Origin of the sequence: Bartonella rattaustraliani AUST/NH4 (assembly GCF_000312565.1) — a bacterium.
In the GTDB taxonomy this organism is placed as follows: Bacteria; Pseudomonadota; Alphaproteobacteria; order Rhizobiales; family Rhizobiaceae; genus Bartonella; species Bartonella rattaustraliani.
On the sequence record NZ_CALW02000061.1, the window covers coordinates 55542 to 78804 of the forward strand.

Annotated in this window: 19 protein-coding genes; 12 read left to right on the forward strand and 7 right to left on the reverse strand. The window is 37.8% G+C overall.

Going from position 1 to position 23263, the window contains the following annotated elements:
- The 3 genes from BN67_RS12905 to BN67_RS15000 form a co-directional block, all read right to left on the reverse strand.
- On the reverse strand, positions 1–690 hold the full coding sequence (locus BN67_RS12905) for an ATP-binding cassette domain-containing protein (RefSeq protein WP_244427051.1): 690 nt from the start codon (positions 688–690) through the stop codon (positions 1–3).
- A 325-nt stretch (positions 691–1015) separates the two neighbouring features.
- The gene (locus BN67_RS08610) at positions 1016–1444 is read right to left on the reverse strand and encodes an ABC transporter transmembrane domain-containing protein (RefSeq protein WP_026088246.1); all 429 of its coding nucleotides are present in this window, start codon (positions 1442–1444) and stop codon (positions 1016–1018) included.
- Entirely contained in the window at positions 1428–1631 is a 204-nt protein-coding gene (locus BN67_RS15000) for a hypothetical protein (protein WP_026088247.1), read from the reverse strand. Before BN67_RS15000 ends, BN67_RS08610 begins: the two co-directional genes overlap by 17 nt.
- 240 nt (positions 1632–1871) lie before the next feature.
- On the opposite strand from BN67_RS15000, the gene BN67_RS08620 reads away from it, so the two are divergent.
- Positions 1872–2162, forward strand: a complete 291-nt coding sequence (locus BN67_RS08620; protein ID WP_019223707.1) for a hypothetical protein — start codon at positions 1872–1874, stop codon at positions 2160–2162.
- Between the two features lie 650 nt (positions 2163–2812).
- On the opposite strand, the gene BN67_RS08625 is transcribed toward BN67_RS08620, so the two are convergent.
- The 4 genes from BN67_RS08625 to BN67_RS12025 form a co-directional block, all read right to left on the reverse strand.
- A complete protein-coding gene (locus BN67_RS08625) occupies positions 2813–3598 on the reverse strand; it encodes a DUF1499 domain-containing protein (protein WP_019223708.1) in 786 nt (261 codons plus the stop codon).
- A 994-nt stretch (positions 3599–4592) separates the two neighbouring features.
- Positions 4593–5132 carry a DUF1254 domain-containing protein gene (locus BN67_RS08635; protein WP_019223710.1) on the reverse strand — a complete coding sequence of 180 codons (540 nt, stop codon included), beginning with the start codon at positions 5130–5132 and terminating at the stop codon, positions 4593–4595.
- Positions 5125–5721 carry a DUF1214 domain-containing protein gene (locus BN67_RS08640; RefSeq protein WP_019223711.1) on the reverse strand — a complete coding sequence of 199 codons (597 nt, stop codon included), beginning with the start codon at positions 5719–5721 and terminating at the stop codon, positions 5125–5127. The genes BN67_RS08635 and BN67_RS08640 overlap by 8 nt, the downstream gene beginning before the upstream one ends.
- Positions 5722–5748: 27 nt before the next feature.
- Positions 5749–7887, reverse strand: a complete 2139-nt coding sequence (locus BN67_RS12025) for a transglycosylase domain-containing protein (protein ID WP_019223712.1) — start codon at positions 7885–7887, stop codon at positions 5749–5751.
- Positions 7888–8178: 291 nt separating this feature from the next.
- Here BN67_RS12025 and BN67_RS08650 point away from each other — a divergent pair, with 291 nt between their 5' ends.
- The 11 genes from BN67_RS08650 (at position 8179) to BN67_RS08710 (ending at position 22304) form a co-directional block, all read left to right on the forward strand.
- Positions 8179–8415, forward strand: a complete 237-nt coding sequence (locus BN67_RS08650; RefSeq protein ID WP_026088248.1) for a hypothetical protein — start codon at positions 8179–8181, stop codon at positions 8413–8415.
- An 18-nt stretch (positions 8416–8433) separates the two neighbouring features.
- Positions 8434–9102, forward strand: coding sequence for a response regulator transcription factor (locus BN67_RS08655; RefSeq protein WP_026088249.1), 669 nt, complete (start codon positions 8434–8436; stop codon positions 9100–9102).
- Positions 9099–10511, forward strand: coding sequence for an ATP-binding protein (locus BN67_RS08660; RefSeq protein ID WP_019223715.1), 1413 nt, complete (start codon positions 9099–9101; stop codon positions 10509–10511). Before BN67_RS08655 ends, BN67_RS08660 begins: the two co-directional genes overlap by 4 nt.
- Positions 10512–11068: 557 nt before the next feature.
- Positions 11069–11806 carry a tetratricopeptide repeat protein gene (locus tag BN67_RS08670; RefSeq protein ID WP_019223717.1) on the forward strand — a complete coding sequence of 246 codons (738 nt, stop codon included), beginning with the start codon at positions 11069–11071 and terminating at the stop codon, positions 11804–11806.
- Between the two features lie 325 nt (positions 11807–12131).
- Complete coding sequence (ccmE, locus tag BN67_RS08680) at positions 12132–12611, forward strand: cytochrome c maturation protein CcmE (RefSeq protein ID WP_019223719.1); 480 nt, start codon at positions 12132–12134, stop codon at positions 12609–12611.
- Between the two features lie 7 nt (positions 12612–12618).
- The gene (locus BN67_RS08685; RefSeq protein ID WP_026088250.1) at positions 12619–14616 is read left to right on the forward strand and encodes a heme lyase CcmF/NrfE family subunit; all 1998 of its coding nucleotides are present in this window, start codon (positions 12619–12621) and stop codon (positions 14614–14616) included.
- A gap of 1 nt (position 14617) precedes the next feature.
- On the forward strand, positions 14618–15028 hold the full coding sequence (locus tag BN67_RS08690) for a cytochrome c-type biogenesis protein (RefSeq protein WP_019223721.1): 411 nt from the start codon (positions 14618–14620) through the stop codon (positions 15026–15028).
- Between the two features lie 577 nt (positions 15029–15605).
- Positions 15606–17117, forward strand: a complete 1512-nt coding sequence (locus BN67_RS08695) for a Do family serine endopeptidase (protein ID WP_019223722.1) — start codon at positions 15606–15608, stop codon at positions 17115–17117.
- Between the two features lie 80 nt (positions 17118–17197).
- Positions 17198–17884 carry a response regulator transcription factor gene (locus BN67_RS08700; RefSeq protein WP_019223723.1) on the forward strand — a complete coding sequence of 229 codons (687 nt, stop codon included), beginning with the start codon at positions 17198–17200 and terminating at the stop codon, positions 17882–17884.
- Entirely contained in the window at positions 17881–19263 is a 1383-nt protein-coding gene (locus BN67_RS08705) for a sensor histidine kinase (protein WP_019223724.1), read from the forward strand. The genes BN67_RS08700 and BN67_RS08705 overlap by 4 nt, the downstream gene beginning before the upstream one ends.
- 98 nt (positions 19264–19361) lie before the next feature.
- Entirely contained in the window at positions 19362–22304 is a 2943-nt protein-coding gene (locus tag BN67_RS08710) for a bifunctional [glutamine synthetase] adenylyltransferase/[glutamine synthetase]-adenylyl-L-tyrosine phosphorylase (RefSeq protein ID WP_019223725.1), read from the forward strand.
- The last annotated feature ends 959 nt before the right edge of the window (positions 22305–23263 follow it).

A 23263-nucleotide genomic window follows, 5' to 3' on the forward strand; every position in this document is an offset into this window, starting at 1 on the left:
TTAATACGGTTGCATGCTTGGGAAAAAGATTGCGTTTAGAGTAATAACGAGAACAATACGATTTTGCAAAAGTTTATATAAATGTTCGACAATTTGAGTACTGATTGTATCATCCAATGCGGAAGTAGGTTCATCCAAGATAAGAAGTTGTGGTTCGATGAGAAAAAAACAAGCCAATGCTAAGCGTTGGCGTTGATCACCTGATAAAAAGCTTTCTTGTTCACCTACTTGGGTATGAAGCCCTTGAGGCAATTGAGAGATCAAATCATGACAAGCACTCGCATGAAGGGCAGCGTTGATTTCATCCTCTGTAGCATCTGGTTTGGCAAGAAGCATATTCTCAAGAATGGTTCCGGAAAAAAGGCAAGGGCTTTGGGGAAAATATGCGATTGTTTTACGCACACTACGGATATCAAAATTTTGTAAAGATTGATTGTTAAGCAATATTTGCCCGCTTGATGGGTGATAGAGAGCACAGAGAAGCTTGGCAAAGGTTGATTTTTCACATCCTGAAGGACCAAGCAATATAATAGGCTTACCAGGTTGTAAACAGACATCAAGATGATTGATAATAGGTGTTTCTCCATAAGAAAAACAGATATCTTTAGCTTCAAGATGGGGCGTGGTGGTGAGATGAAGGGGTGGCTTTTCCTTTTCCCATTCTGAAAGTGCGTTAAGAATATCACCCAAACGAAGACGAGAGATTTTGAGGTGCTGCCATTCTTCCCATAAAGAAGTAAGGCTTAAGATAGGGCCAGAAACATTGCCAGCAAGAAGATGAAAGGCAATAAGTTGCCCTAGCGTAATTTAGTTTTGCAGCGCTGCTTGAGCACCAAAAAAAATGATAAAAATGGTGAAAAGGTCACCAAAAATATGGTTTAAAGCTTCATTTAAGAGATGAAATTTACTGGTTGTGAGGCTCTGATCTAGACTACGGGCTAAAGTTTCTTGCATACGTATCGTATGCGCTGGTTCTTTTACATGTGTCTTGATGGCTTCAAGATTGGTAAAACTTTCAATAAGGCGTGATTGATGGGCGGCTTGCAGGGTGAAAAGCACGGCGTAATTGGCGGCGCAAAAAGGGACCAACCGACGCCAAAGAGCCCATTTGCAAAGGTAAAATGATAAGGACAATAAAGGTAAGTTTCGGATTAATGGAAAAGAGTGCAGCAAGATAAATAATGGCAAAGAGAACGTTTAGGACGGTTTTTGCAATGGTTCCCGTTAAAAAACCGCGAATTGTATCAACCTCTATAATATGTGAAAACAATTCCCCCATTTGCCAATGACGTAACACAGGCAAAGAGAGACTTAAGAGATGGTTGTAAATGCGCTGCCCAAATTCTAATGTAAGCCGATTGGCTAAATAAGCGCCTAGGTAACCCGATAGAGTGCTAAGAGCTGTACTAAACACATGATAGCAACCATCAAGACAACGTAGCATAGAGACTTTCAATGCGCTGGAAAGGGAGAATACGATCAATAATTGCTTGAAAAATAAAAAGGGTTACCAAGCCCAGTAAACGCAAAACAATAGCAACACAACTGAGTTCAAGAAGATAATAAATATATTTCTTTGTTGTACTTGTAAACCAAGAGAAGGATACTGGTTTTTCTTGTGAATGATTCATATGAATTTATGATTTTGTTTAAAAGAAAGAGGACTTTGTATCTCATATTTTAACAATATTGTAAATAGCATTATGCTTTAATTTAAATATACATTTTAATATTAATAATATAAAAAATGTATTTATTATTTATGGAGTATTTTTATTGTTATTTTTAAAATTATATTTTACGCTTGTCTAAACAGCATGCTAACTATTTTAACTGTATCGATCTGATACGTTTTTTTTAAAGAAGATTATATGTTTGGTTCATTTGGGTCTAGCATATCTAATAGTTGGTCTAATTTTACATCAATGAATTTTTCAAACAGTGGATCGCGATCTGGGTGTACTGTTGGAGATTATCTCTCTGCAGGATTTTCAATGGGACATAGGGGACATGATATGGGAGTGGTAATTGGTGGACTTATGGGGTGGTCAACTAGAGGACCAGCAGGCGCTGTGGGAGGTATATCATTAGGAGGAGGAGTTGGTTCTGCAGTAGGATTTGCTACAGGTATAGGAAATACAGCCTATGGATGTTATCGCTAATATAAAAATCAGCAGATATTTCTAAAATGAACAAATTTGTAGGCATAAGTATGTGTCTACAAATTTGACAGGAAGGTTTAGGTGCATAATTTTACAAAATTATATATTTAATTTGGATTTTTTTTATGAATGATCTTATTCGTATTATTGTAGAATTATTATTTTCTATAGGTGCTTTATTTATATTTTTCTGTACATTGTTTTCATATTATAAACTAAAGGTTATAGTAACAAAGAAATTGTGAAAAAAATTTTTTTAAGCACATTTTTTTCATTATATTTGTTATATTACTTTCTATAACATTTTTAATTTGTATACATTTATTTATATGAACAATGATTATTTATTATTTTTATATGATAATGTTTAGATATGAGTTTTATAATAATTTTTTAATATTAAACTTTAAAAAAATATTTACTTATTACAGTTAGACAGAGACTTTAATAATATTATTATCAATATTTCTGTTTTTTATTTCCTATTTTTGAATCTTTTTAATTATTTCAAGAATGGTTTGAGATTGTTGTTTTTTGTATAAGGATTGTCAGTTTATAGATTTTGATAAAGAAATAGTTTGCTTATGTATCTTAATTTTTTGAAAAATAAGTAATTTTTATGAAATAGAGAACCTTATCTCTCTTGATTGTTATTCGTCGTCTTGTGAGAGAGGAAAGGAGGCGATGTCTGTATCAAGAGCATTCATAAAATCGATAATAAAAGCAGCATTGGTTCCCAAATCTCTTGGCAAATAACGCGAAGCAGACCGCATATCAACAAAGGTGGTATCACCTTCATTGGTTAAGCGTATCACAATGTCTGAAATGAAACCAAGGTAAAAAGTTTTTGCTATTGTTTCGATATAAAGTGCGTTTTCTTTACCTTTAAATTCTCGTTGAGCGACAACAGGCCAACCGTAAGCGGCCAAAACATTGAGAACAGATTGGCTAATATGATCAGGTGAGCCGTCATAACGACGTCCTGATATTTCTGGCCATTGTGACATTTGTAAGGATGCTTGTTCCGTTAAAACACTCTTAAGCGGTAAAGCATCATGAGGGCGTGTTGCACGGAAAAAAGCTGGTGGGTTTTGTGTATCAGTAGAAATATCGTGCAGAGCTGGCAGAGAAAACCAAAGTCCAAAAAAGAACATTAATGGTGTGGCCGTTATCAATGAATATATGATCCCTTTAAAAGCTTTTATTCCTCCTAGAGCACCATACACCCATAAACTGTAAAGTGCTTTGAGTGCAAGAAAAAGAGAAACCGCAATACAAAAGGAAGAAATAGCTATTAAAATTATGAAGTCGGCGACATCAATCACAGAAAAGCGTTGTAAAATTATTGAGAATAACAAAATGAAAAATGCTAATCCACCAAAACGAGGGGACCATACTGCTGCCCTTGAAATGAGACGGATATATTTTTGTTTCATAAAGTTTTTCCCCCTTCAATGATAGACAAAAAGCAAAATTCTTCTCGAGTGTCATATTTGAGAGAAAGCTTTTGGTCATATAACAAAAGTAAAGCACTTGTTTTTGAGGTCAAGGATACCTGTACAATAGAAATTTTTTATCATTATCTCAGCCAATTGATATGAGGAATGTTCAGCCTTTTTAGATTTACTGTGTTCCATAGAGAAAGGCGTGTAAATGCATGAAGATAAATTGAGATGGTGTCTTTTTCGGTTGAGAGGAATATGCTTGTCAAAGTTTTCTAATATTCGACTCTTCGTTTTTATCTCTCATAAAACAAAAGTTTTTTATCAAGCAGAGGTGATTTTGCGTAACAACTTTCTCATTTATCGTTGTTACTCTATCTCCATTCATTTCATATAGTGTGAACAAAGAGCCATATATTGTGAACAGAGAGGCGCTTGCAAAGACGTAACATATTGATGGAGAAAAAATCAAACATCATGATGTTGTAAAAATACTGCTTATTGCAACAGTTTATGCTTGGTTATCGTTCGTAATGTCTCTCTTTAATTGCGGTGTGAAATGATGAATTGAGGGGGGATGAAAAAACGCTCAATGAAAGAGAGAGCGGGATACGGGTTATGAATCATTTAAGTTCAAGGGGAGTCGCAGCGTGAAGTAAAAGAGATGATGGCTCTGACTTTTTATTGTAAAGCGCGAGAATGGGGGTTAAATGGGGCGTTATAAAATTCATGGTGCTGTAAGAAACGCCGTTGGGGAAGGGGGGACTTTAAAGAAAAGTGAGGAATTGGTGAGACAGGAGAGCAATGATACAGATCATTTGTGATGACTTTTTATTCAATATCTCAATAGAAATTCAGTTATTTAAAAATGAAAGTTGTATTTTCATTCCCATTTGAGTGGATTAAAATGAAAAACAATTATTTTAATAGGTTGTTATCCGCTTTGATTGAAGAAAGTTTTTGTAAAGGTGAAGTTCTATGGGCAATTTTATCCATTGAACATGTGACAAGAGGCTGATGAAAAAAAGGTTTCACTTTCTTGTCTTGCAAGAAGAGATGGGGCAAAGACTCGTAAGAGTGCAAAACCTTCATTTAAATTTTGAGCGACGAAAACCGAGTTGGCGCTTTTTTTAGGCTTTGACTGTTTGAGCTCTATGATTTGTATCGGCTTTCCAATAATAAGATCGAGTGTTGCCTCAGGTGCTGTCCGGTCATTGAGGCTGTAAAAAATAATTCCATCGTGTGTATAGGTTGCCAGTGACCAAAATTGTGTTGTCTTTGCGGCTTTTAAGTGAACAGGACCATTTTCGAGATTAAATCTGCAAACTTTAAGAAGAAAGAATGGGTCGGTAGACTGCTGAATGGGATTATGAGGATCTAAATCAACAAATTTGTAAGGGATTCCTGATTTTTCAAGTGCTTTCCATATATTATTTTGTGCCCAATAGGGAATAAAAAATAAAACGCAAATATGAACAATGATGGCACCAATACTTGCAAGAAGTGCGGCATGAAAGAATCTAGTCACAGTTTTTTTGTCCTGATGGGATTTGTTCTACAGAGGGCATTGTGAGCTTTTGTAATGCAGTTGCAGAAATAATTGAGGTATCGTATAAAGTCAGAATAAGTCCAAATTCTTTTTGGCTGACGGTTGCAAGCCAATTGCCGCTTTGCGGTGTTGGTGAGATATTGATACGTAATGTGCCATCACTTTCATAGATAATATTGTCGGTGTAGAGTTCGAAAGGTATCGCCTGAGATGAAGTATAGGGTTTAAGGAATCTGTCGGCTGTATAGAGGGTAAAGAGGCGCGCATTGGGAATATGACCTTTGAGCAAATAATGGCAATGAGGGCGCAAGGGGCGTCCGCGATTGTCTTTCCAAAGTTGAAAAATAAGTCCTTCTGTACGTCCAAGTGAAATATCACCGCGTTTGGCAGTGCGTGCACGGGTATAGGGATCGGTGTTGATTGTTCCAACTTCTGGATAACTATTCCATTTGCCGATTGTAAAACCTCCAAAATTATGGGGGGAATCGAGCATATAACTGACGCTCAATGTGCCACATAAAATGGAAAAAGCAAAAATGAAAAAGGCAGTGCTGATAGGAATAAGCATTTATAGAATATCTCGAATTTAAAGTTTTTAATCACGTATAGTTTTCGTCTTCAAAGGGGTGAGTAGGTTTTTCAGATCTTTGTCGATCTGTTGTATAATCTTCAATGTTTTGGGGGAGGGCGTATAGGCTATCGAGGGTGTTGTGTCAGCATCGTTGTGTGAAGGCAATGTTGGTGGCTGATAAGGGAGAAGAGAATCTTTAACACCATAGAGTTGTTTGAGCATGATATTTTGATGTGCAGAAAACATGATACGGTGCCATATCATGGCAGGAACACCACCACCAAAAGCGCGATTCATTGGGGAAAAGTCATCATTTCCCATCCATACAGCTCCCGTATAATTCCCAGTGAAACCAACAAACCATGCATCACGATAGGATTGTGATGTTCCCGTTTTCCCAGCAACAAGGGTCATGGGGAGAGCGGCACGTTTACCAGATCCTCGTGTTGTGACACCAACCATCATTTGATTCATATAAGCTGCTGATTGTCCGCTAAGAACGCGGTATGGTTTCTTTCCATCATGCTCGAAGTCCCATATCACACGCCCATCGATTGTTCTAATTTTCGTAAAACTATGGCGATTTCCAGCCATGCCTCCATTGGCAAAGACATTAAAACCAGTTGCTTGATCCAGAGGGGTCATATTGGATGTGCCAAGAACCATCGTTTTGTGTGATAAAATATGTGCCTTAATTCCCATATTTTTGATCAAATCTATGATGGGTTGGGTATCACGGTTAAGATATTTATAGGTAAGATAGACAGGCACTGTATTAATTGAAAAAGCTAAAGCAGTTGCTAAATCAATTTTACCAAGATAACGTCCCGAATTGTTTTTAGGTGACCAGCCACCCCAATGAATGGGCGCATCCAAGACCATTGTTGAGGGAGACAGACCATGCTCCATTGCGGCGGCATAAACATAAGGTTTGAATGAAGAGCCAGGTTGCCGGCCGCCTTGTGTTGCTCTATTAAATTGGCTTTTGTTATAATCTACTCCTCCAACAATTGCACGAACAGCACCATTGTTATCGAGTATGACGGCTGCAGCTTGTGTGACGCGATATTGTTGACCATATTGCTGTAAATGATAGGTAATGGATTCTTCTGCTGCTTTTTGAATGTTTGGATCAAGAGTCGTTTGAACGATTAAGGTATGGCTTGGAAGTTGGTCACTCATTTTTTTGACTTCTTCAAAAACCCAATCAAGAAAATAGTCAGGTTGGTTATTGTCTCTTTGGGGAACGGTATTGGCTGGGTGGCGATGGGCATTGATAATTTGGCTCTTCGTCATGAATTCGCCATTGACAAGATTAGAAAGAACGACATTAGCCCGTGTTTGGGCCGCAAAGAGGTGTCTATGCGGAGCATATTTAGAAGGCGCCTTGAAGAGCCCTGCTAACATAGCGGATTCACTAAGGGATACATTGCGTATATTTTTACCAAAGTAAAATTTTGCTGCTGAGGCGATCCCAAAATTATTGCCTCCCATATAGGCACGATCAAGATAAAGCTGTAGAATTTGCTTTTTACTGAAGTTTGTTTCTAACCAAAGGGCAAGATAGGCTTCTTTAATTTTGCGTATTATGGTTCTTTCATTTGTTAAAAACAAATTTTTAGCCAGTTGTTGTGTAAGGGTTGAACCACCTTGAACAACACTCTTAGCCTGCATATTTTGTGAGATTGCCCGTGTGAGGCCGTATAAATCGATCCCCCAATGATCAAAAAAACGACGGTCTTCTGTGGCAAGGACTGCTTTAATAACATAATCAGGCATTTCCTCTACGGGGACAGGTGTTTCTGGTAATGCACCACGGTGACCAATAGGGTTTCCATATTGATCTAGAAAAAGAATGGAAAAATTTTTAGGAGAACGCCAATCACTTTTGGTTAACGCAAAAACAGGAATACCCACAACGGTGAAGAAGGAAAAAGCAATCAGACCTAATGTTAGTGCTTCATCGAGAATTTCTACGATAAAGCGTTTCCATCCTTGAATCTGAAAAGATTGTGAAATGACTTTCGTCTTATTCCAGAAGAAACGGTTAGCAGAGCGGAGGCGATAAAGTGTGGTGTCAAACAGTGCATCAAATTTAATGAGTGTTGGGCTTTGAAAAGGCTTATGATGTCGCGTTTTCTTTTTTTTGAAAAAATCGAACATTTTAAAAAAAGCCTATGGCAAAATTATGCAACCAAACAAATCCATGACCATTATATGGGGCACAAATGATTTTTTGCTATAGTGCTTATAAAGAAAGAACTTAGTTGAGGAGAAAGGTGATTTGGTTATATTTATTATCATTAAAAATATTTATTTTGAAATTGCTCAATTTTAGGGTAATATATTCTTGTTTTTCTGTAATACAGAGGGTGTATTATTCCCCGTCTTATAATTTTTGAGAGCCAAAAAACATGATTCATCTTGTCTTCAAAAATAGGCTATAAAATATCGATGATGAAAAGATTTTTCTTATTTATGGTGATGTCTGTTTTTTTGGGGGCGAGTTCTGCTGCAGCTGCTGGTTGTATAGAGGTCGGTAAGAGGGTTGCTGCCCAAGAAAGTGGGGTATTGGTACGTTTAAAACCAGTTGTTCAGGACGGGCAAGATATGTGTATGGTTGTGGTTGTTATACCAGCGCGTGAGGGGGAAAAGCTGCGCCGTGTTGAGGTTTTTGTTCCCAACAATTAATGTTTGGGAGATGGTGCAATGCGTATTTTAATTGTCGAAGATGATCACAATCTTAATCATCAACTCGCAGAGGCTATCAAAAATGCGGGATATGTTTCAGATAGCGCTTTCGATGGTGAAGAGGCTTATTTTTTAGGAAGTACAGAGTCTTACGATGCTGTCATTCTTGATATTGGTCTGCCTCATATGGATGGCATTAGCGTTGTTGAAAAATGGCGTCAAGAAGGGCATTCTATGCCTGTTTTAATGCTAACAGCACGAGATCGTTGGTCTGATAAAGTTCTTGGCATTGATGCAGGTGCTGATGACTACGTTGTTAAGCCATTTCATTTAGAAGAAGTCATAGCGCGGCTTCGGGCGTTAATTCGTAGAACGGCTGGACATGCGACAAGTCTGTTACGCTGTGGTGGAGTTTTATTAGACACCAAGACTTCTCGTGTTTTTGTTGAAGGACAGTTGATTAAATTAACATCTTATGAATTCAGACTTCTTTCATATCTCATGCATCATTGTGACAGAGTGGTTTCAAGGACAGAGCTTACAGAACATCTTTATGATCAGGATTTCGACAAGGATTCAAATACAGTTGAGGTTTTTGTAGGCCGATTACGTAAAAAGCTTGGGGTGGATTTGATTGAGACAGTTCGAGGAATGGGCTATAGTGTGAGAACGCTAGGTGGTCAATGAGTGTTTGCAAGAACAACAGTTGGCTTAGAAAATTGTTTTTTTTCGTGAGCAAATCTCTCAGTTTCCGTGTGATGATCTTATCAACATTCTGGGTTGTTATTTCGCTTTCATCGATTTCTGCAGTGAGTGTTTTATTTTATAGGCGCTCAAGCGAACAAAACTTAGAGCGTATTCTTTCAGCTCAGCTTTATAACCTCGTTGCAACGGTAACTGTATCACCCGAGGGGCGTTTGAGAGGAAGTGTTGGAGTTGATGATATTCGTTATTCAGATTCAACAACAGGATGGTATTGGGAAGTTGTTGCTATATCACCTAATCTAAAAGGAAGGTTGACATCTCCATCTTTGGAAACAGGAACAATATTTTCACCAAACGATATTGATATCCCTTTTGATAATAAGTTTTTTCGTTCTTATCGGATAAAGGGGGATGGTGGTCAGACGCTACAGGTCATTGAGAGTGATGTTGTCCTTGATAATAAAAATCACATTGCACGTTTTCGTCTTGTTGGGAATATCGATGAGGCACATGCACAAGTGCAGGAATTTAAGCGCACTTTGCAAATTTTTCTTTGGAGTTTTGGTATCGGCAGTGTTTTTATTAATATTGCGATTATTTTCTTTAGTTTTCAGCCATTGAAGCTTATCCGGCGAGCATTGAATGATATTCGGGAGGGCAAAGCGCATTACGTGAATACGGATTTAGTAAGCGAGGTCATGCCTCTCGCACAAGAGATGAATGCTCTTATCAATAACAATCAGCGTATCATTGAAAGGTTTCGCACACAGGTTGGTAATCTTGCTCATTCGTTAAAGACACCGCTGTCAGTGATTGTCAATGAGACGGATAAGATGCATGGAAAGCAAGCTCTTTTATTGCAAGAACAAACCAAAATGATGCAGGCACAAATTAATCATTATCTTCAGCGTGCGCGGATTGCAGCGCAATGTGATAGTATTGTTTATCATACATCTGTTCGCAGTGTGGTTGAGCGTTTGCTGCGACTTATGAAAAAGCTGAATCCTGAAAAAGAATTTCAGTTTATTATGAATGTCGATGATATTGTTTTTGCTGGTGAGAAAGAAGATTTAGAGGAAGTTGTAGGGAACTTGATTGAAAATGCTGCCCAATGGTCTCACACAAAAGTGACCGTCTCTTGTCATTTAGATGAAAATGTTGGAGAAACAGAATATTTTCGTATCCTTGTAGAAGATGATGGCTCTGGTTTAATAGAAAACAAAATGGATGAAGCTTTAAAAAGGGGGAGCCGGCTTGATGAAAGTAAGCCGGGTACAGGTTTAGGATTAGCGATTGTTTCAGATATGGTCAACGAATATGGCGGAAGCCTTTTTTTATCACGCTCGGTGTTGGGTGGGTTATGTACAAAGGTTTTATTACCAAGGCGGTAGATAAAGGTGAAAAACTGATACCATCATTATATTTACTGGTGCCTAATGTTGCGATAGCCTTTGCATGAAGGTAGTTAATGAGAGGTATTTGTGTTTATAATCTTTATCCGCATGCCAATCCTGCTGATAGTGTACAAGCAAATAAACAAAATTGATTCAACATGAAAGTGGTTTGATATGAGAGAATCTTATTGAGTATTCGGGGGTGTGATTCAAGGCAAGAAACGACAAAGATCTTTATGAATCAATATCTTGAGTAATAAAATTCAGAACATCTATGTTGCCTCTTGAATTTTGTAAGCATAGAGAAATATTTGGGATAAAAAAGGGGCATTTCAGAATGATAAAGGGTATAAATGATAACGGAGGGGATACATTTTTTATAAGAAGATGGTTTCATTTTTACACCTTTGGTTGTTCTAAAAAAATGAATGATAAATTTTGTGATATTGTCAGCAAGAAAATGTGGTTCTATCGTTTTACATCAGTATGTGAGTGAAAGAATCGGGAGGATAAATTGGTTCTATTTTTAGTTTTCGTATTGGTATCACAATGATATGTTATTATTAGTCTTCGCAGCACTTTTTCTCATTTTTTTGGCAAGTCTTCTTTTTGCTGCATTGCATTTTAGCGATGAGACAAAAAAAGAACAGCGAGTGCAAACTCTTGAGCGTTATGAAATTTGTCTGGATCCGGCTGGATCCGAGAAGGTGTGTATGCATAATAAAAACAGACATACACTTAAAATTTTGAGTATTTTTTTTGTTCTTCTTATAACATGGAACATATACGGTTTAACAGGCAATCCAGAAGTTAAAAGTTATTTTTTTAATGCGTTAATGGATAAGAATCCAAAGCTTCTCAGTAAGAGTGAACAGCTTGTTCGTTTACAAGTACTTTTTCTTCGTTCACCAAACGATGGTAAGCTAGCAGATGCATTAGCAATTGGATATCTTGAGGAAGGCTATTTTCAAAATGCAGTGAATATTTATTTAGATGCGTTGCGTTTGAATGGAGAAACAGCCCCCAGACTTGTTGGGTATGGATTGGCATTGGTTGGTTATGAGGGAGGAATGATTACGCAAGAGGCACAAAATGCTTTTCAGAAAGCAGCAGATTTAGCGCCACATGATTTTTATCCTCGTTTATTACTCGCGGAAGCGTTTCATCAGTCGGGAAAGTCTTTGCAGGCAGTACAATTTCTACAAAATTTTCTTGATAAAATGCCTGAAAACTTTACAGGACGATCACGTATTGAATCCATGATTATTCAACTCCGTGATTTAAGCAATTGAATAGCTAGAAAATAAGTATCGTTGGTGTAGATTTATAGAGGGAGAATATGAAAAGGCTTGTGTGGTGGCAAAACGAGAATTGGGCGTTAAAGCACTGCGTGAGAAGGAGATTAAAGAACAAAACTCAAAGAATGGAGAAATACGAAAAAGCTGTTAAGGTGTGAGCACAATGACAGTTTGGAGAAAAAGCGCGCATTTATAAAGGAATAATAAGGGTATTCAAGAGGTCTTTGGAGAGAAGTGTTGGATAAAAGTTGCACTCATATATGAGATGTGCGAAGCTCTTAAATAATATGTCTATAAAAAGAATTTTCGTAGAGTGTTTATGAGCAGTCAATCTTTTAATAATACTCGTTCATTGAAAAACATTGCAAAGCAGCGAGAAAAAAAGCGATTGCTAGCAATCTTATTCTATTGTTTGATTATAATGATCGCAATAAGTCTCATTATGTATGCAATGCGCAATACGGTAAGCTTTTTTCGAATGCCCTCTGAAATTACAAGAGAAGATATTTTAACGGGACGCTCTTTGCGTTTAGGCGGTTTTGTTGAAAAGGGAACACTTGAATATGTTGGAGCGAAAAGAGTCGTTTTTTTTGTAACGGATTATGCACAACATGAAAAAGTAATTTTCAGTGGTGTTCTTCCGGATCTTTTTCGTGAAGGTCAAGGTGTTATCGTAGAAGGATATTTTGATAAACAGGGTTTTTTTATAGGTACGCGCATTTTAGCAAAACACGATGAGACTTATATGTCTAGAGAAACAGCTGATCTCTTGAATAAACATCATGGTATGGAGAAATAATTAGATTGTGCTTGTAGAACTGGGTCATATGTTTTTATCTGCGGCCTTTTCAGTAAGTCTACTGCAGGCATTTTTACCTGTTTTAGGTTTTTTGTGGAGGGATCATTCGTTCATACGAACAGTTGTTCCCTTAACATATATTACTTTTACATTATTGCTCTTCTGTTTTTTGGTTATCATTCACGCTTACATTGTATCTGATTTCTCTGTTTTAAATGTTGTGAACAATTCTCATTCAGAAAAACCACTTTTATACAAAATTACTGGTGTTTGGGGAAATCATGAAGGATCACTGTTGCTATGGATTTTAAGCCTTACTTTCTTTAGTACATTAATGGCGTTATCCAGGCAACATATACCAGAACAGTTTAAGGCATTGATTTTAATATGCCAAAGTTGGATTACAAGCGCTTTTCTTTTGTTTATTCTTTTTGTATCCAACCCATTTTTACGTATCAATCCACCAGCATTACAGGGAAATGATCTCAATCCTCTTTTACAAGATCTCGCGTTAGCAATTCATCCGCCACTTCTTTATTTAGGCTATGTTGGTTTTTCACTGTGTTTTTCTTTTGCTGTAGCTGCATTAATTACAGGATACGTTGATAAATTTTGGGCAGGTTGGCTGCGTCCTTGGGTTCTTCTTTCTTGGATCTTTTTGACATTGGGTATCATGGTCGGGTCCTATTGGGCTTATTATGAGCTGGGTTGGGGTGGGTATTGGTTTTGGGATCCCGTTGAAAATGTTTCCTTTATGCCATGGCTTTCAGGAACAGCTCTTTTACATTCGATCATGATTCTTGAAAAGCGAGATACATTGAAGGGTTGGACTTTATTTTTGGCAATTTTGACATTTTCTCTTTCTCTTATGGGGGCTTTTCTTATCCGTTCTGGTCTTTTAATGTCCGTTCATAGTTTTGCGGTTGATCCAGCACGAGGACGAGCAATTCTTGCACTTTTATTTTTCTTTACGGGAGGTGCTCTTCTTCTTTTTGCTTGGCGCGTCCCTGTGTTGCAAACAAAAAGATTGTTTCAACCAATTTCGCGTGAAGGTTTAATTATTTTAAATAATTTATTACTCACAACCGTAACAGCGACGATATGTATCGGTACGCTCTATCCTTATTTTATTGAAGCATTCACTGGACAGAAAATTTCTGTAGGTGCGGCCTTTTTTAATCTTACCTGCGGGCCTTTGATGATGCTATTGTTGTTGCTGGTTCCATTTGGGCCAATGTTGGCGTGGAAACGGAGTGATTTTCTCGTAGTTTTTGAACGGTTATGGTTTGTTTTTGCATGCGTCTGTATAGCCTGCTTCATAACTTTTTATGTTACATCTTTGCGTGATATTGGGGCTGCTTTAGGCATTGGACTTTCAGTTTTTGTTTTTTTGGGCAGTTTAGCTAATCTTTGGGAGAAGAGTGGACAGAGTAAGGCAACTTTACGGGGCAAGGCAACTTTATGGGTACGAATGAGGAGGATTATTGGATTACCATGGTCTGTTTTTGGTGCGGCGATGGCGCATATGGGATTGGGTATGACATTGTTTGGTATTATATGTGTTGCGACTTTCACACAAGAACGGGTTCTCACGATGCAGAAAGGAGATTGGGTAACAATCGCGGGGAAAACGCTTCATTTGAGTGAAGTGCGTGAGAGTGCTGGTCCAAACTATTCTGCAATGGAATTTTACTTTACGATATATGAAAATAAAAACGCTGTGGGGAATGTAACAGCATCAAAGCGGTTTTATTCAAGCCAAAATATGTCAACAACAGAGATTGGTCTTCAAAATTATGGTCTCTCTCAGTTATACATTGTGCCAGGGCGGATAGATGACCGAGGACTTGTTTTGCATATATGGTGGAAGCCTTATGTCATATGTATCTGGTTAGGTGCATTTATGATGGCGATGGGTGGATGTCTTTCTCTTTTAGGTTTTAGGTTTCGTATGAGGGTGCAGGGTAGGTGGATTTTTACGTTAAATTTTCTGAAAAGAGACTGAAATGAAAAATCTGTTACTTTGGGTTTTATTTTTTTTCGTCGTGAGTTTTTCTGCACAGTCAGTGAAAGCAGTAGAGCCGGATGAAGTTTTAAAGGATACAGTTCTTGAATCACGTGCACGCGATATTTCTTCACATTTGCGTTGTCCAGTTTGTCAAAATCAATCCATTGATGATTCAGATGCGCCCCTAGCACGTGATTTACGGATTTTGATTCGGCAAAGATTAAAAATGGGCTATACCGATCAGCAGGTTATCGACTTTCTTATTGACCGATACGGTGCGTTTATTCTCTTAAAACCGCCATTTAATCAAACAACTTGGCTTTTATGGTTATCACCTTTGATCATTCTCATTATTGGTACAAGCACCGTATTTTTTCGGGTAAGGCGCTATAAGCACAAAAAGGAATAATGTTGCATTCTCTTGCAGGGAAATAATTACAAATACCTCTCTAAAAGAGATATCTCTGAGAGTTTTTTAACCCGTTTCGCAGCACTGTTCTGTGAATTGTATAATGATAAAGCCATTGGGCATTACTGTCTTTAACACTTATGAAGATACAAGCCGGCACCATAATTCTCTTTGACCTGCTCAGGGTATATTTACCAATGCATAGTGTTATTGGCCAACTTAGGTGTTGGAACAGCCCCTTACATGAAGGCGATTCATGAGAGGCACTTTCCTTTCTTTTTTCTCGTTTTACTCCATATGCCAACTCTGCTTACGGTGTACAATCTAAGTGAACGAAATTGATTCATCATGAAAGAGGTTTGCAAGGGGAGAATCTTACGGGCATTCGGAGTTATGATTCAAGGTGAGTAACGGTAAATTATATTTATGAATCAATATATTGATAGTGCGTTAAAGGAGTGTTGTATGTTTCAACCTTACAAAACTTTAATTATTTAGACAGAAAATGGTAAGGTCTGCTGCTTTATAAGTGATCACAACTTGGATAACAATATAATTGAATAGGGGCATATACTAAATGGTTAAAAAAACTTTCTTTAAAACATTCGTTGCAGTAAGTTTCTCGGCTGTGCTGGAAAGTGCACTATTTTTGGGTGGGTGTGGATCAAGTTTGTGGATTACACAAGCCCATGCAAATTCTATATTTACTTCATTAGTGCAGCAGCAGGGATTTGCAGATATTGTTGCTAAAGTAAAACCAGCTGTTGTTTCAGTGCAGGTGAAGAGCGATAAAAAGAAAGAAGAGCGGTTTTTTGGCGATTTTTTTAGTCTTCCAGGTATTGATCAATTACCAAATCAACATCCTTTGAAAAGATTTTTTAAAGAATTTTATGATCGTGGTAGGTTTAACGACAAATTTTCACAACGTTCGCATAAACTTCATCCTATAGCTTTTGGATCAGGCTTTTTTATTTCGTCTGATGGTTATGTTGTGACTAATAATCATGTGATTTCTGACGGCACAAATTATTCTGTTGTCCTTGAGGACGGTACAGAATTGAATGCAAAACTCGTTGGAGCGGATCCACGAACGGACCTTGCCGTGTTGAAGGTCAATGACGAAAGAAAATTTTCATATGTTGATTTTGGTGATGATTTAAAACTCCGAGTTGGTGATTGGGTTGTTGCTATCGGCAATCCGTTTGGTCTTGGTGGAACTGTGACAGCGGGTATTGTTTCGGCACGTGGACGCGATATTGGCACGGGTAGTTATGATGATTTTATTCAGATTGATGCTGCCGTTAATAGAGGAAACTCTGGCGGTCCCACTTTTGATCTTGAGGGCAAGGTTGTGGGAGTAAATACTGCGATTTTTTCTCCTTCTGGAGGAAATGTAGGGATTGCTTTTGCTATTCCAGCAGCAACAGCCAAACAGATTGTACAACAGCTTATTGAAAAAGGCTCAGTTCAGCGTGGTTGGTTGGGCGTTGTGATTCAGCCTGTAACGAAGGAAATTTCTGACTCAATGGGTTTGAAAGAAGCAAAAGGTGCTTTAGTAACTGATGCCTCAAAAGGACCAGCAGAAAAGGCAGGTATCAAGACAGGTGATGTGATTATTTCAGTGAATGGCGAAAAAATTAATGATACCCGTGATTTGGGGAAGCGTATCGCAAATATTAAGCCTGGAGAAACAGTAACGTTAGGTGTTTTGAGATCTGGTAAAGAGAGTAATATTAAGGTTAAACTTGATTCAATGCCTGAAGATAATGGTAAGCAAGAAGGGCAAAAATCTTTAAATGGGCGCGGTGGTTCAAATGAGACACTAGAAGATTATGGTTTGATTGTTGCGCCTTCTGATGATGGTGTAGGATTGGTGATAACGGATGTAGATTCAGATTCCGATGCCGCAGATAAGGGAATACGTCCTGGTGATATCATTGTGACAGTGAATAATAAATCTGTTAAGAAGGTATCGGATGTCATTGATACAATCAAGAATGCTCAAAAAATGGGAAGAAAAGCTGTACTTCTACAGGTGCAAACAGATGGCCAAAATCGTTTTGTTGCTCTTCCAATTTTAAAAAAGTAATAGTTTATAAGCGATAGAACAGAGGTTTATAAAACCTCTGTTCTACAATGTGATTGAATAAAACAACGGAGATACGTTTTATGAAGATACTCGTTATCGAAGATGATCATGAGACGGGGCGTTATCTCGAAAAGGCTTTTTTGGAAGTCGGGCATTCTGTTGATGTGGCCTATGATGGGGATACGGGATATAGTTTAGCTGAAACCGAAAATTATGACGTTATGGTTATTGATCGGATGCTTTTGCACCGTGATGGTCTTTCCATTATTTCTGAGTTGCGTGCTAAAGGCAATGATACACCGGTGTTGATCCTTTCTGCTTTAGGGCAAGTGAATGATCGTGTAACGGGGTTGCGAGCAGGTGGTGATGATTATTTAACCAAGCCTTATGCTTTTTCCGAGCTTCTTGCTCGTGTTGAAGTGTTGCAACGGCGGAAAAATCCTAAAGAGGCAGAAACTGTTTATTGTGTTGGAAATCTTGAGCTTGATCGGTTAGCACATACCGTGAAACGGGGTGATAGAAATATTATATTACAGCCACGAGAGTTTCGTTTACTTGAATATTTGATGCGATATACTGGTCAGGTTGTGACACGCACGATGCTTTTGGAAAATGTTTGGGATTACCATTTTGATCCCCAAACAAATGTCATTGATGTTCATATATCTCGTTTGAGAGCAAAAATTGAAAAAGACTTTGATGTTCCACTTCTCCATACCGTGCGTGGAGCCGGATATATGTTGAAAGTACCAGATAACAAAACATGAAGCGTTTAATCAATATAATGCGCACGACTGCATTAAGGCTTTTCTCACTGTATATTTTATTGTTTGTATTGGTTGCTATAGGGCTTTCTATTTATATGACGGCATTTTCCGCTTCGTTATTAACCAAGCAAACAGAGCAGGCTCTTCATGAAGAGTTAAGATATATTGAAAATGTTTATAATTATGGGGGGATCCCTTTATTAATGCGTGCTATTGATTATCGTTCGCGACAACCAGGAGCTTTTCTTTATCTTGTTACTGATCCTATGGGGCGTATTTTAGCAGGGAATGTTGCGCGTATTGAATTGGGCATTCTTAATCAAAATGGTTTCATTTCAAATTCTTTTTTGTATTCACGTTTTGGAGAGCGAGGCAAAACAAGTGAACATCGTGCCTTGGCCGTTGTTGTTGATTTGCCTAATGCTATGAAGGTTCTTATAGGGCGAGATTTGGATGAACCAGAGCGTTTTGTAGCCGTTATTCGTAAAGCCGTCATGATTGCTCTTGCTGCAATGGTTGGTGGGGCTTTACTTATATGGTTTTTTGTGGGGAGACGAGCATTACAAAGGATTGATCATGTGACAGCTGCATCGCAGCGTTTGATGGATGGTGATTTTAGTAAGCGCTTGCCTGTTTCTGGGGTAGGCGATGAGTTTGATCGACTGTCAGCCAATCTTAATGTTATGTTAGACCGCATTGAAGAGTTAAATATTGGTTTGCGTCAAGTATCAGATAATATTGCTCATGATTTAAAAACACCACTTACACGTCTTAGAAATCGTGCTGAAGAAGCGCTTTCAGGACAAAAGACAAAATTTGAGTATCGTCAGGCACTTGAAAGTATCATTGCTGAATCAGATCAACTTATTCGTACTTTTAATGCAATTTTGATGATTTCACGGATTGAAGCCAGCAGTGCAATTGAGCATCTTGAGCCTATGAATATGAAGTTGATCCTTGAAGATGCTGTTGAACTTTATGAGCCTTTTGCTGAAGAATCAGGTGTTTTGCTTCGGTTAGGGAATACCTTTGATAAAGAGCTTAAATTAAACCGTGAGCTCATTGCACAAACGATTTTTAATCTGATTGATAATGCCATTAAATACCGTACAAAAGATGGAAGAAAAGCAAAAGTCTGCTTATCTATGGAAGATCGTGATGGACATTTATTGGTTGTTGTGAGCGATAATGGTCCAGGAATTGCAGAAGACAAACGTGAAAAAGTTACAGAACGATTTGTTCGTCTTGAGGAAAGCCGTACACAGCCTGGTTTTGGTATTGGCTTAAGTATAGCAAAAGCCGTTATGAAACTCCATGGAGGGGAGTTATTATTAGAAAGTGCTAATCCAGGTTTGAGAGCAGTTTTATTGTTTCCCTAAGAATATTTTGCATTTTCTTTTTTTGCACGCAACAATGATTTTTTTTAAGATCATGCAGTGGTATAGAAAGGTAAAAGACTCCTCAAGAGAGAGTGCAGATGAAAAATGCTTTTTTAAAAACGTGTCTCCTTTCTTTATATCCCCTTGATGAGAGTGGTTCGCGATGGCTGGAAGACCTTGAAGAACAAGCAAGAAAAGAAAATTTAGAGCCGCTTGTTTCCTATATTTCAGAAAAAGGAGAGCAGATTGATTTTATAAGCGCAGTGATGACTTTATCTCCTTTCTTGCGTGAGGTTTTTATTGCCAATCCATCATATCTCAGTCCCCTTTTAGAGGTTGATATAGAAACAAGGCTGAGCGAAATTATAGATGATATCGCAGCCCTTGATAGGGGGGAAGTTCATCATGAAACGGCATTGATGGCCGCTTTAAGACGCAAGAAACGGGAAGCACATGTTCTCATTGCTTTGGCTGATTTAAGTGGTGTTTTTACTTATGAAATTTCATGTGCTTGGTTGACGCGTTTGGGGGAAGCAGCATTAGGTGTCGCTTTACGTTTTCTTTTAAGAGAAGCCCATGATGATGGGAAAATAAGTCTGTTAAACCGTGATAATCCAGAAAAAGACTGTGGCTTAATTATTTTAGGGATGGGAAAATTGGGGGCAGGAGAACTTAATTATTCTTCTGATATCGACCTTATTGTTTTCATTGATGAAACATCGCCTCATATTGCTAATCTTTCTGAGAGTATCGATATATTCTCTAAAATGGTCCGTCGATTGATCCGTATTATTCAAGAACGTACTGCAGAAGGATATGTTTTTCGTCTTGATTTTCGTCTTCGACCAGATCCAGCTTCAACACCTTTGGCTTTACCAGTAAGGACGGCGTTACGCTATTATGAGGGGCGTGGACAAAATTGGGAGCGAGCCGCTATGATTAAAGCACGTCCAGTTGCTGGCGATAAAAAAGCAGGCTTTAATTTTCTGAAAGAACTTTCTCCTTATGTATGGAGAAAATACTTAGATTATGCTGCTATTGCTGATATTCATTCCATTAAACGTCAAATCCATGCATATAAAAATTATGGCCAAATTGCTGCTTATGGCCATAATATAAAATTAGGGCGTGGTGGTATTCGTGAGATTGAATTTTTTGTCCAGACACAACAACTTATTGCTGGTGGGCGCTTTCCTCAATTACGTGGACGTCAAACAGTTGCAATGTTAACAGAACTTTATACGCTTGGTTGGATCAGTGAAAAAACAAGGGATAGTCTTGTCAAAAGCTATACTTTTTTAAGAAATGTAGAACACCGTATTCAGATGCTTGCAGATGAACAAACACATCTTCTCCCACATGACGTTTCCCAATTCACAAGTGTTGCATATTTGATGGGGTATCAAGACAGCAACAGTTTTATGCGTGATTTATTAAAAATGCTTCAGGTTGTTGAAAAACATTATGCTGCATTGTTTGAAAACGAGCAAGAACTCGGTTTAGAAATTGGCAATTTGGTTTTTACAGGTGAAGAAGATGATCCAGAAACACTCATAACATTAAGTCGTTTAGGTTTTGAAAGAACGAGTGATATTTGTCGTATTATGCGTACACTCCATTGTGGGCGTTATAAAGCAACACAGTCTGCAGAAGCACGCGAGAGATTAACAGAATTAACACCAGCGCTTTTGAAAGCTTTTGGTTCAACAAAACGAGCTGATGAGGTGATGCTGTGTTTTGATCGTTTTTTGCAGGGGCTTCCCTCAGGAATTCAGCTTTTTAGTCTTTTACAGTCTAACCCTTCACTTTTAGATATGCTTGTTCTTATCATGGGAGCTGCACCACGTCTTGCGGAAATTATTACGCGTAAACCACATGTTTTTGATGGAATGTTAGATCCAAGCATTTTTTCAGAATTGCCCACAAAAGCTTATCTAGAAGAACGGCTTGAATGTTTTCTTGAAGATGTTTTCTTTTATGAAGAAATTCTTGATCACTTAAGGATTTTTGCTGATGAGCAACGTTTTTTAATTGGTATTCGAATTTTGAATGGTGCAATTACGGGTGAGAGGGCTGGTTTTGCATTTACAGCACTTGCTGATCTTATGATAGCAAAAACGTTTGCAGCTGTTCAAAAAGATTTTTCTCGTCTTCATGGCAATATTAAAGGGGGACGTGTTGGAATATTGGGGATGGGTAAGCTTGGAAGCCGTGAATTAACGGCGGGTTCGGATGTTGATCTTATTTTGCTTTATGAACATGATGAGGATGCAGAAATATCTGATGGAGAAAAACCTCTTTATATTTCTCAGTATTATACCCGTTTGACACAGCGTTTGGTTGCAGCTTTATCGGCTCTTACAAGTCAAGGTGTTCTGTATGCGGTTGATTTAAGATTGCGGCCATTAGGAAATAAAGGGCCTGTTGCAGTTTCTTTTCAGTTTTTTAAAAACTACTATCGCAAGGAAGCATGGATATGGGAACATCTTGCTTTGACACGGGCACGGGGTATCGCAGGAGATTCTGATTTTTTGCAGAAGTTAGAAAATGAAGTTTGTACGATTATTTCTTTTCTTCGTAATAAGCAAAATGTTGCAAAAGCAATCTATGAAATGCGTACTTTGATTGAAAAAGAAAAACCACCAGAAAGTCTATGGGATTTGAAAACAATGCCAGGCGGCATTATGGATCTGGAGTTTATAGCCCAATTTGCTCTTATTACACATATGATTGAGTTTAAAATTGGTGCAAATACAGCGGATATTTTATCCCATTTGCCGCGTCGCTTGCTTCATCAGTCATTTATTTCTGATTTACACTACGCCTATAACCTTTATACAAATTTGAGCCAAATCATACGGTTGTGTTTAAACAACTCTCTTGACCTTTATGATATGCCACTTGGTTTAAGTGATCTTTTGTTAATGAGTGCTGGAGAGCCTGATCTGCCTCGTGTTGAAAAATTAATTAAGGAAACCGGGCAATTGGTATGCTCAGTTTTAATGCAGGTTATTCAACTTGAAACAAAATCAAAATATTAAAAAACAAAGAGTTATTAATGGTTATGCATTATAGAGCTATCACGTATGGTTTCACGGACTTCACGTAAAACAGAATGCTACCTGTGTTGCACATTCACGGTTTTTTTTAAGAGACTTCTCTTCAGAGCGCCTAAGCCCATTTCATAACGGTGCGGATGAATTATGTAAAGATAAAGCCATTGAGCACTACCATCTTCACATTTATAAAGGTGAAAAGCCGGCATCATCCTAACTCATGGATTTATAAATTCGTGGATGTTGCGACAGATCTTGCATGAAAGCGATTCATGTGAGGCACTTTTCTTTATAATTTTTATTCACGTATCAATCCTGCTTATGGCGTACAAACAAGTGAACAAAATTGATTTAATATAAAATGGTTTGAAAGGGGAAAATCTTAAGGGTATTCGGAGTTGTGATTTAAGCTCGATAATGACAAATCATTTTTATGAATTAATATTTTGACCATACAGAGACTGAAAAAGATGGTTGTGCTTTTCTTTTCTATTAGAAGTTTTTCCATTTATACAGCAATGAGGTTAGGGTAAAGATTACGGGTAGAGTATATTCGTATATTGGTAGGTTGAGAGCCGAATTCATAGTGAAGAGAGTATACGCTCATATGAGCCAGAGAAGTCTTAATATTTCCCAAAAAAACTTTAATATTCTAATGAGCAAACAATTTTGAATGTATGGATGTAGATGTTTGCACTCTTATTGAAAAAAGATAATTGGCTACCCATAGAATTGAAAGAATAAAAAAGATTTTCTGAACATGTTTAAATTTTCTAAAGGTAAAACAGTGAAAAGGCGATAACAATTTTTACATATTCAGTGTGATTATGGCTATCTATAAAAAACGTGGTGAAGAGAAAAGAGGAAAGATACATATGGCTCGTGTAGAAAAGGAAATACTATAGATTTTAACATATTTTTTCAGAAAAAACGGCTTCAGTATC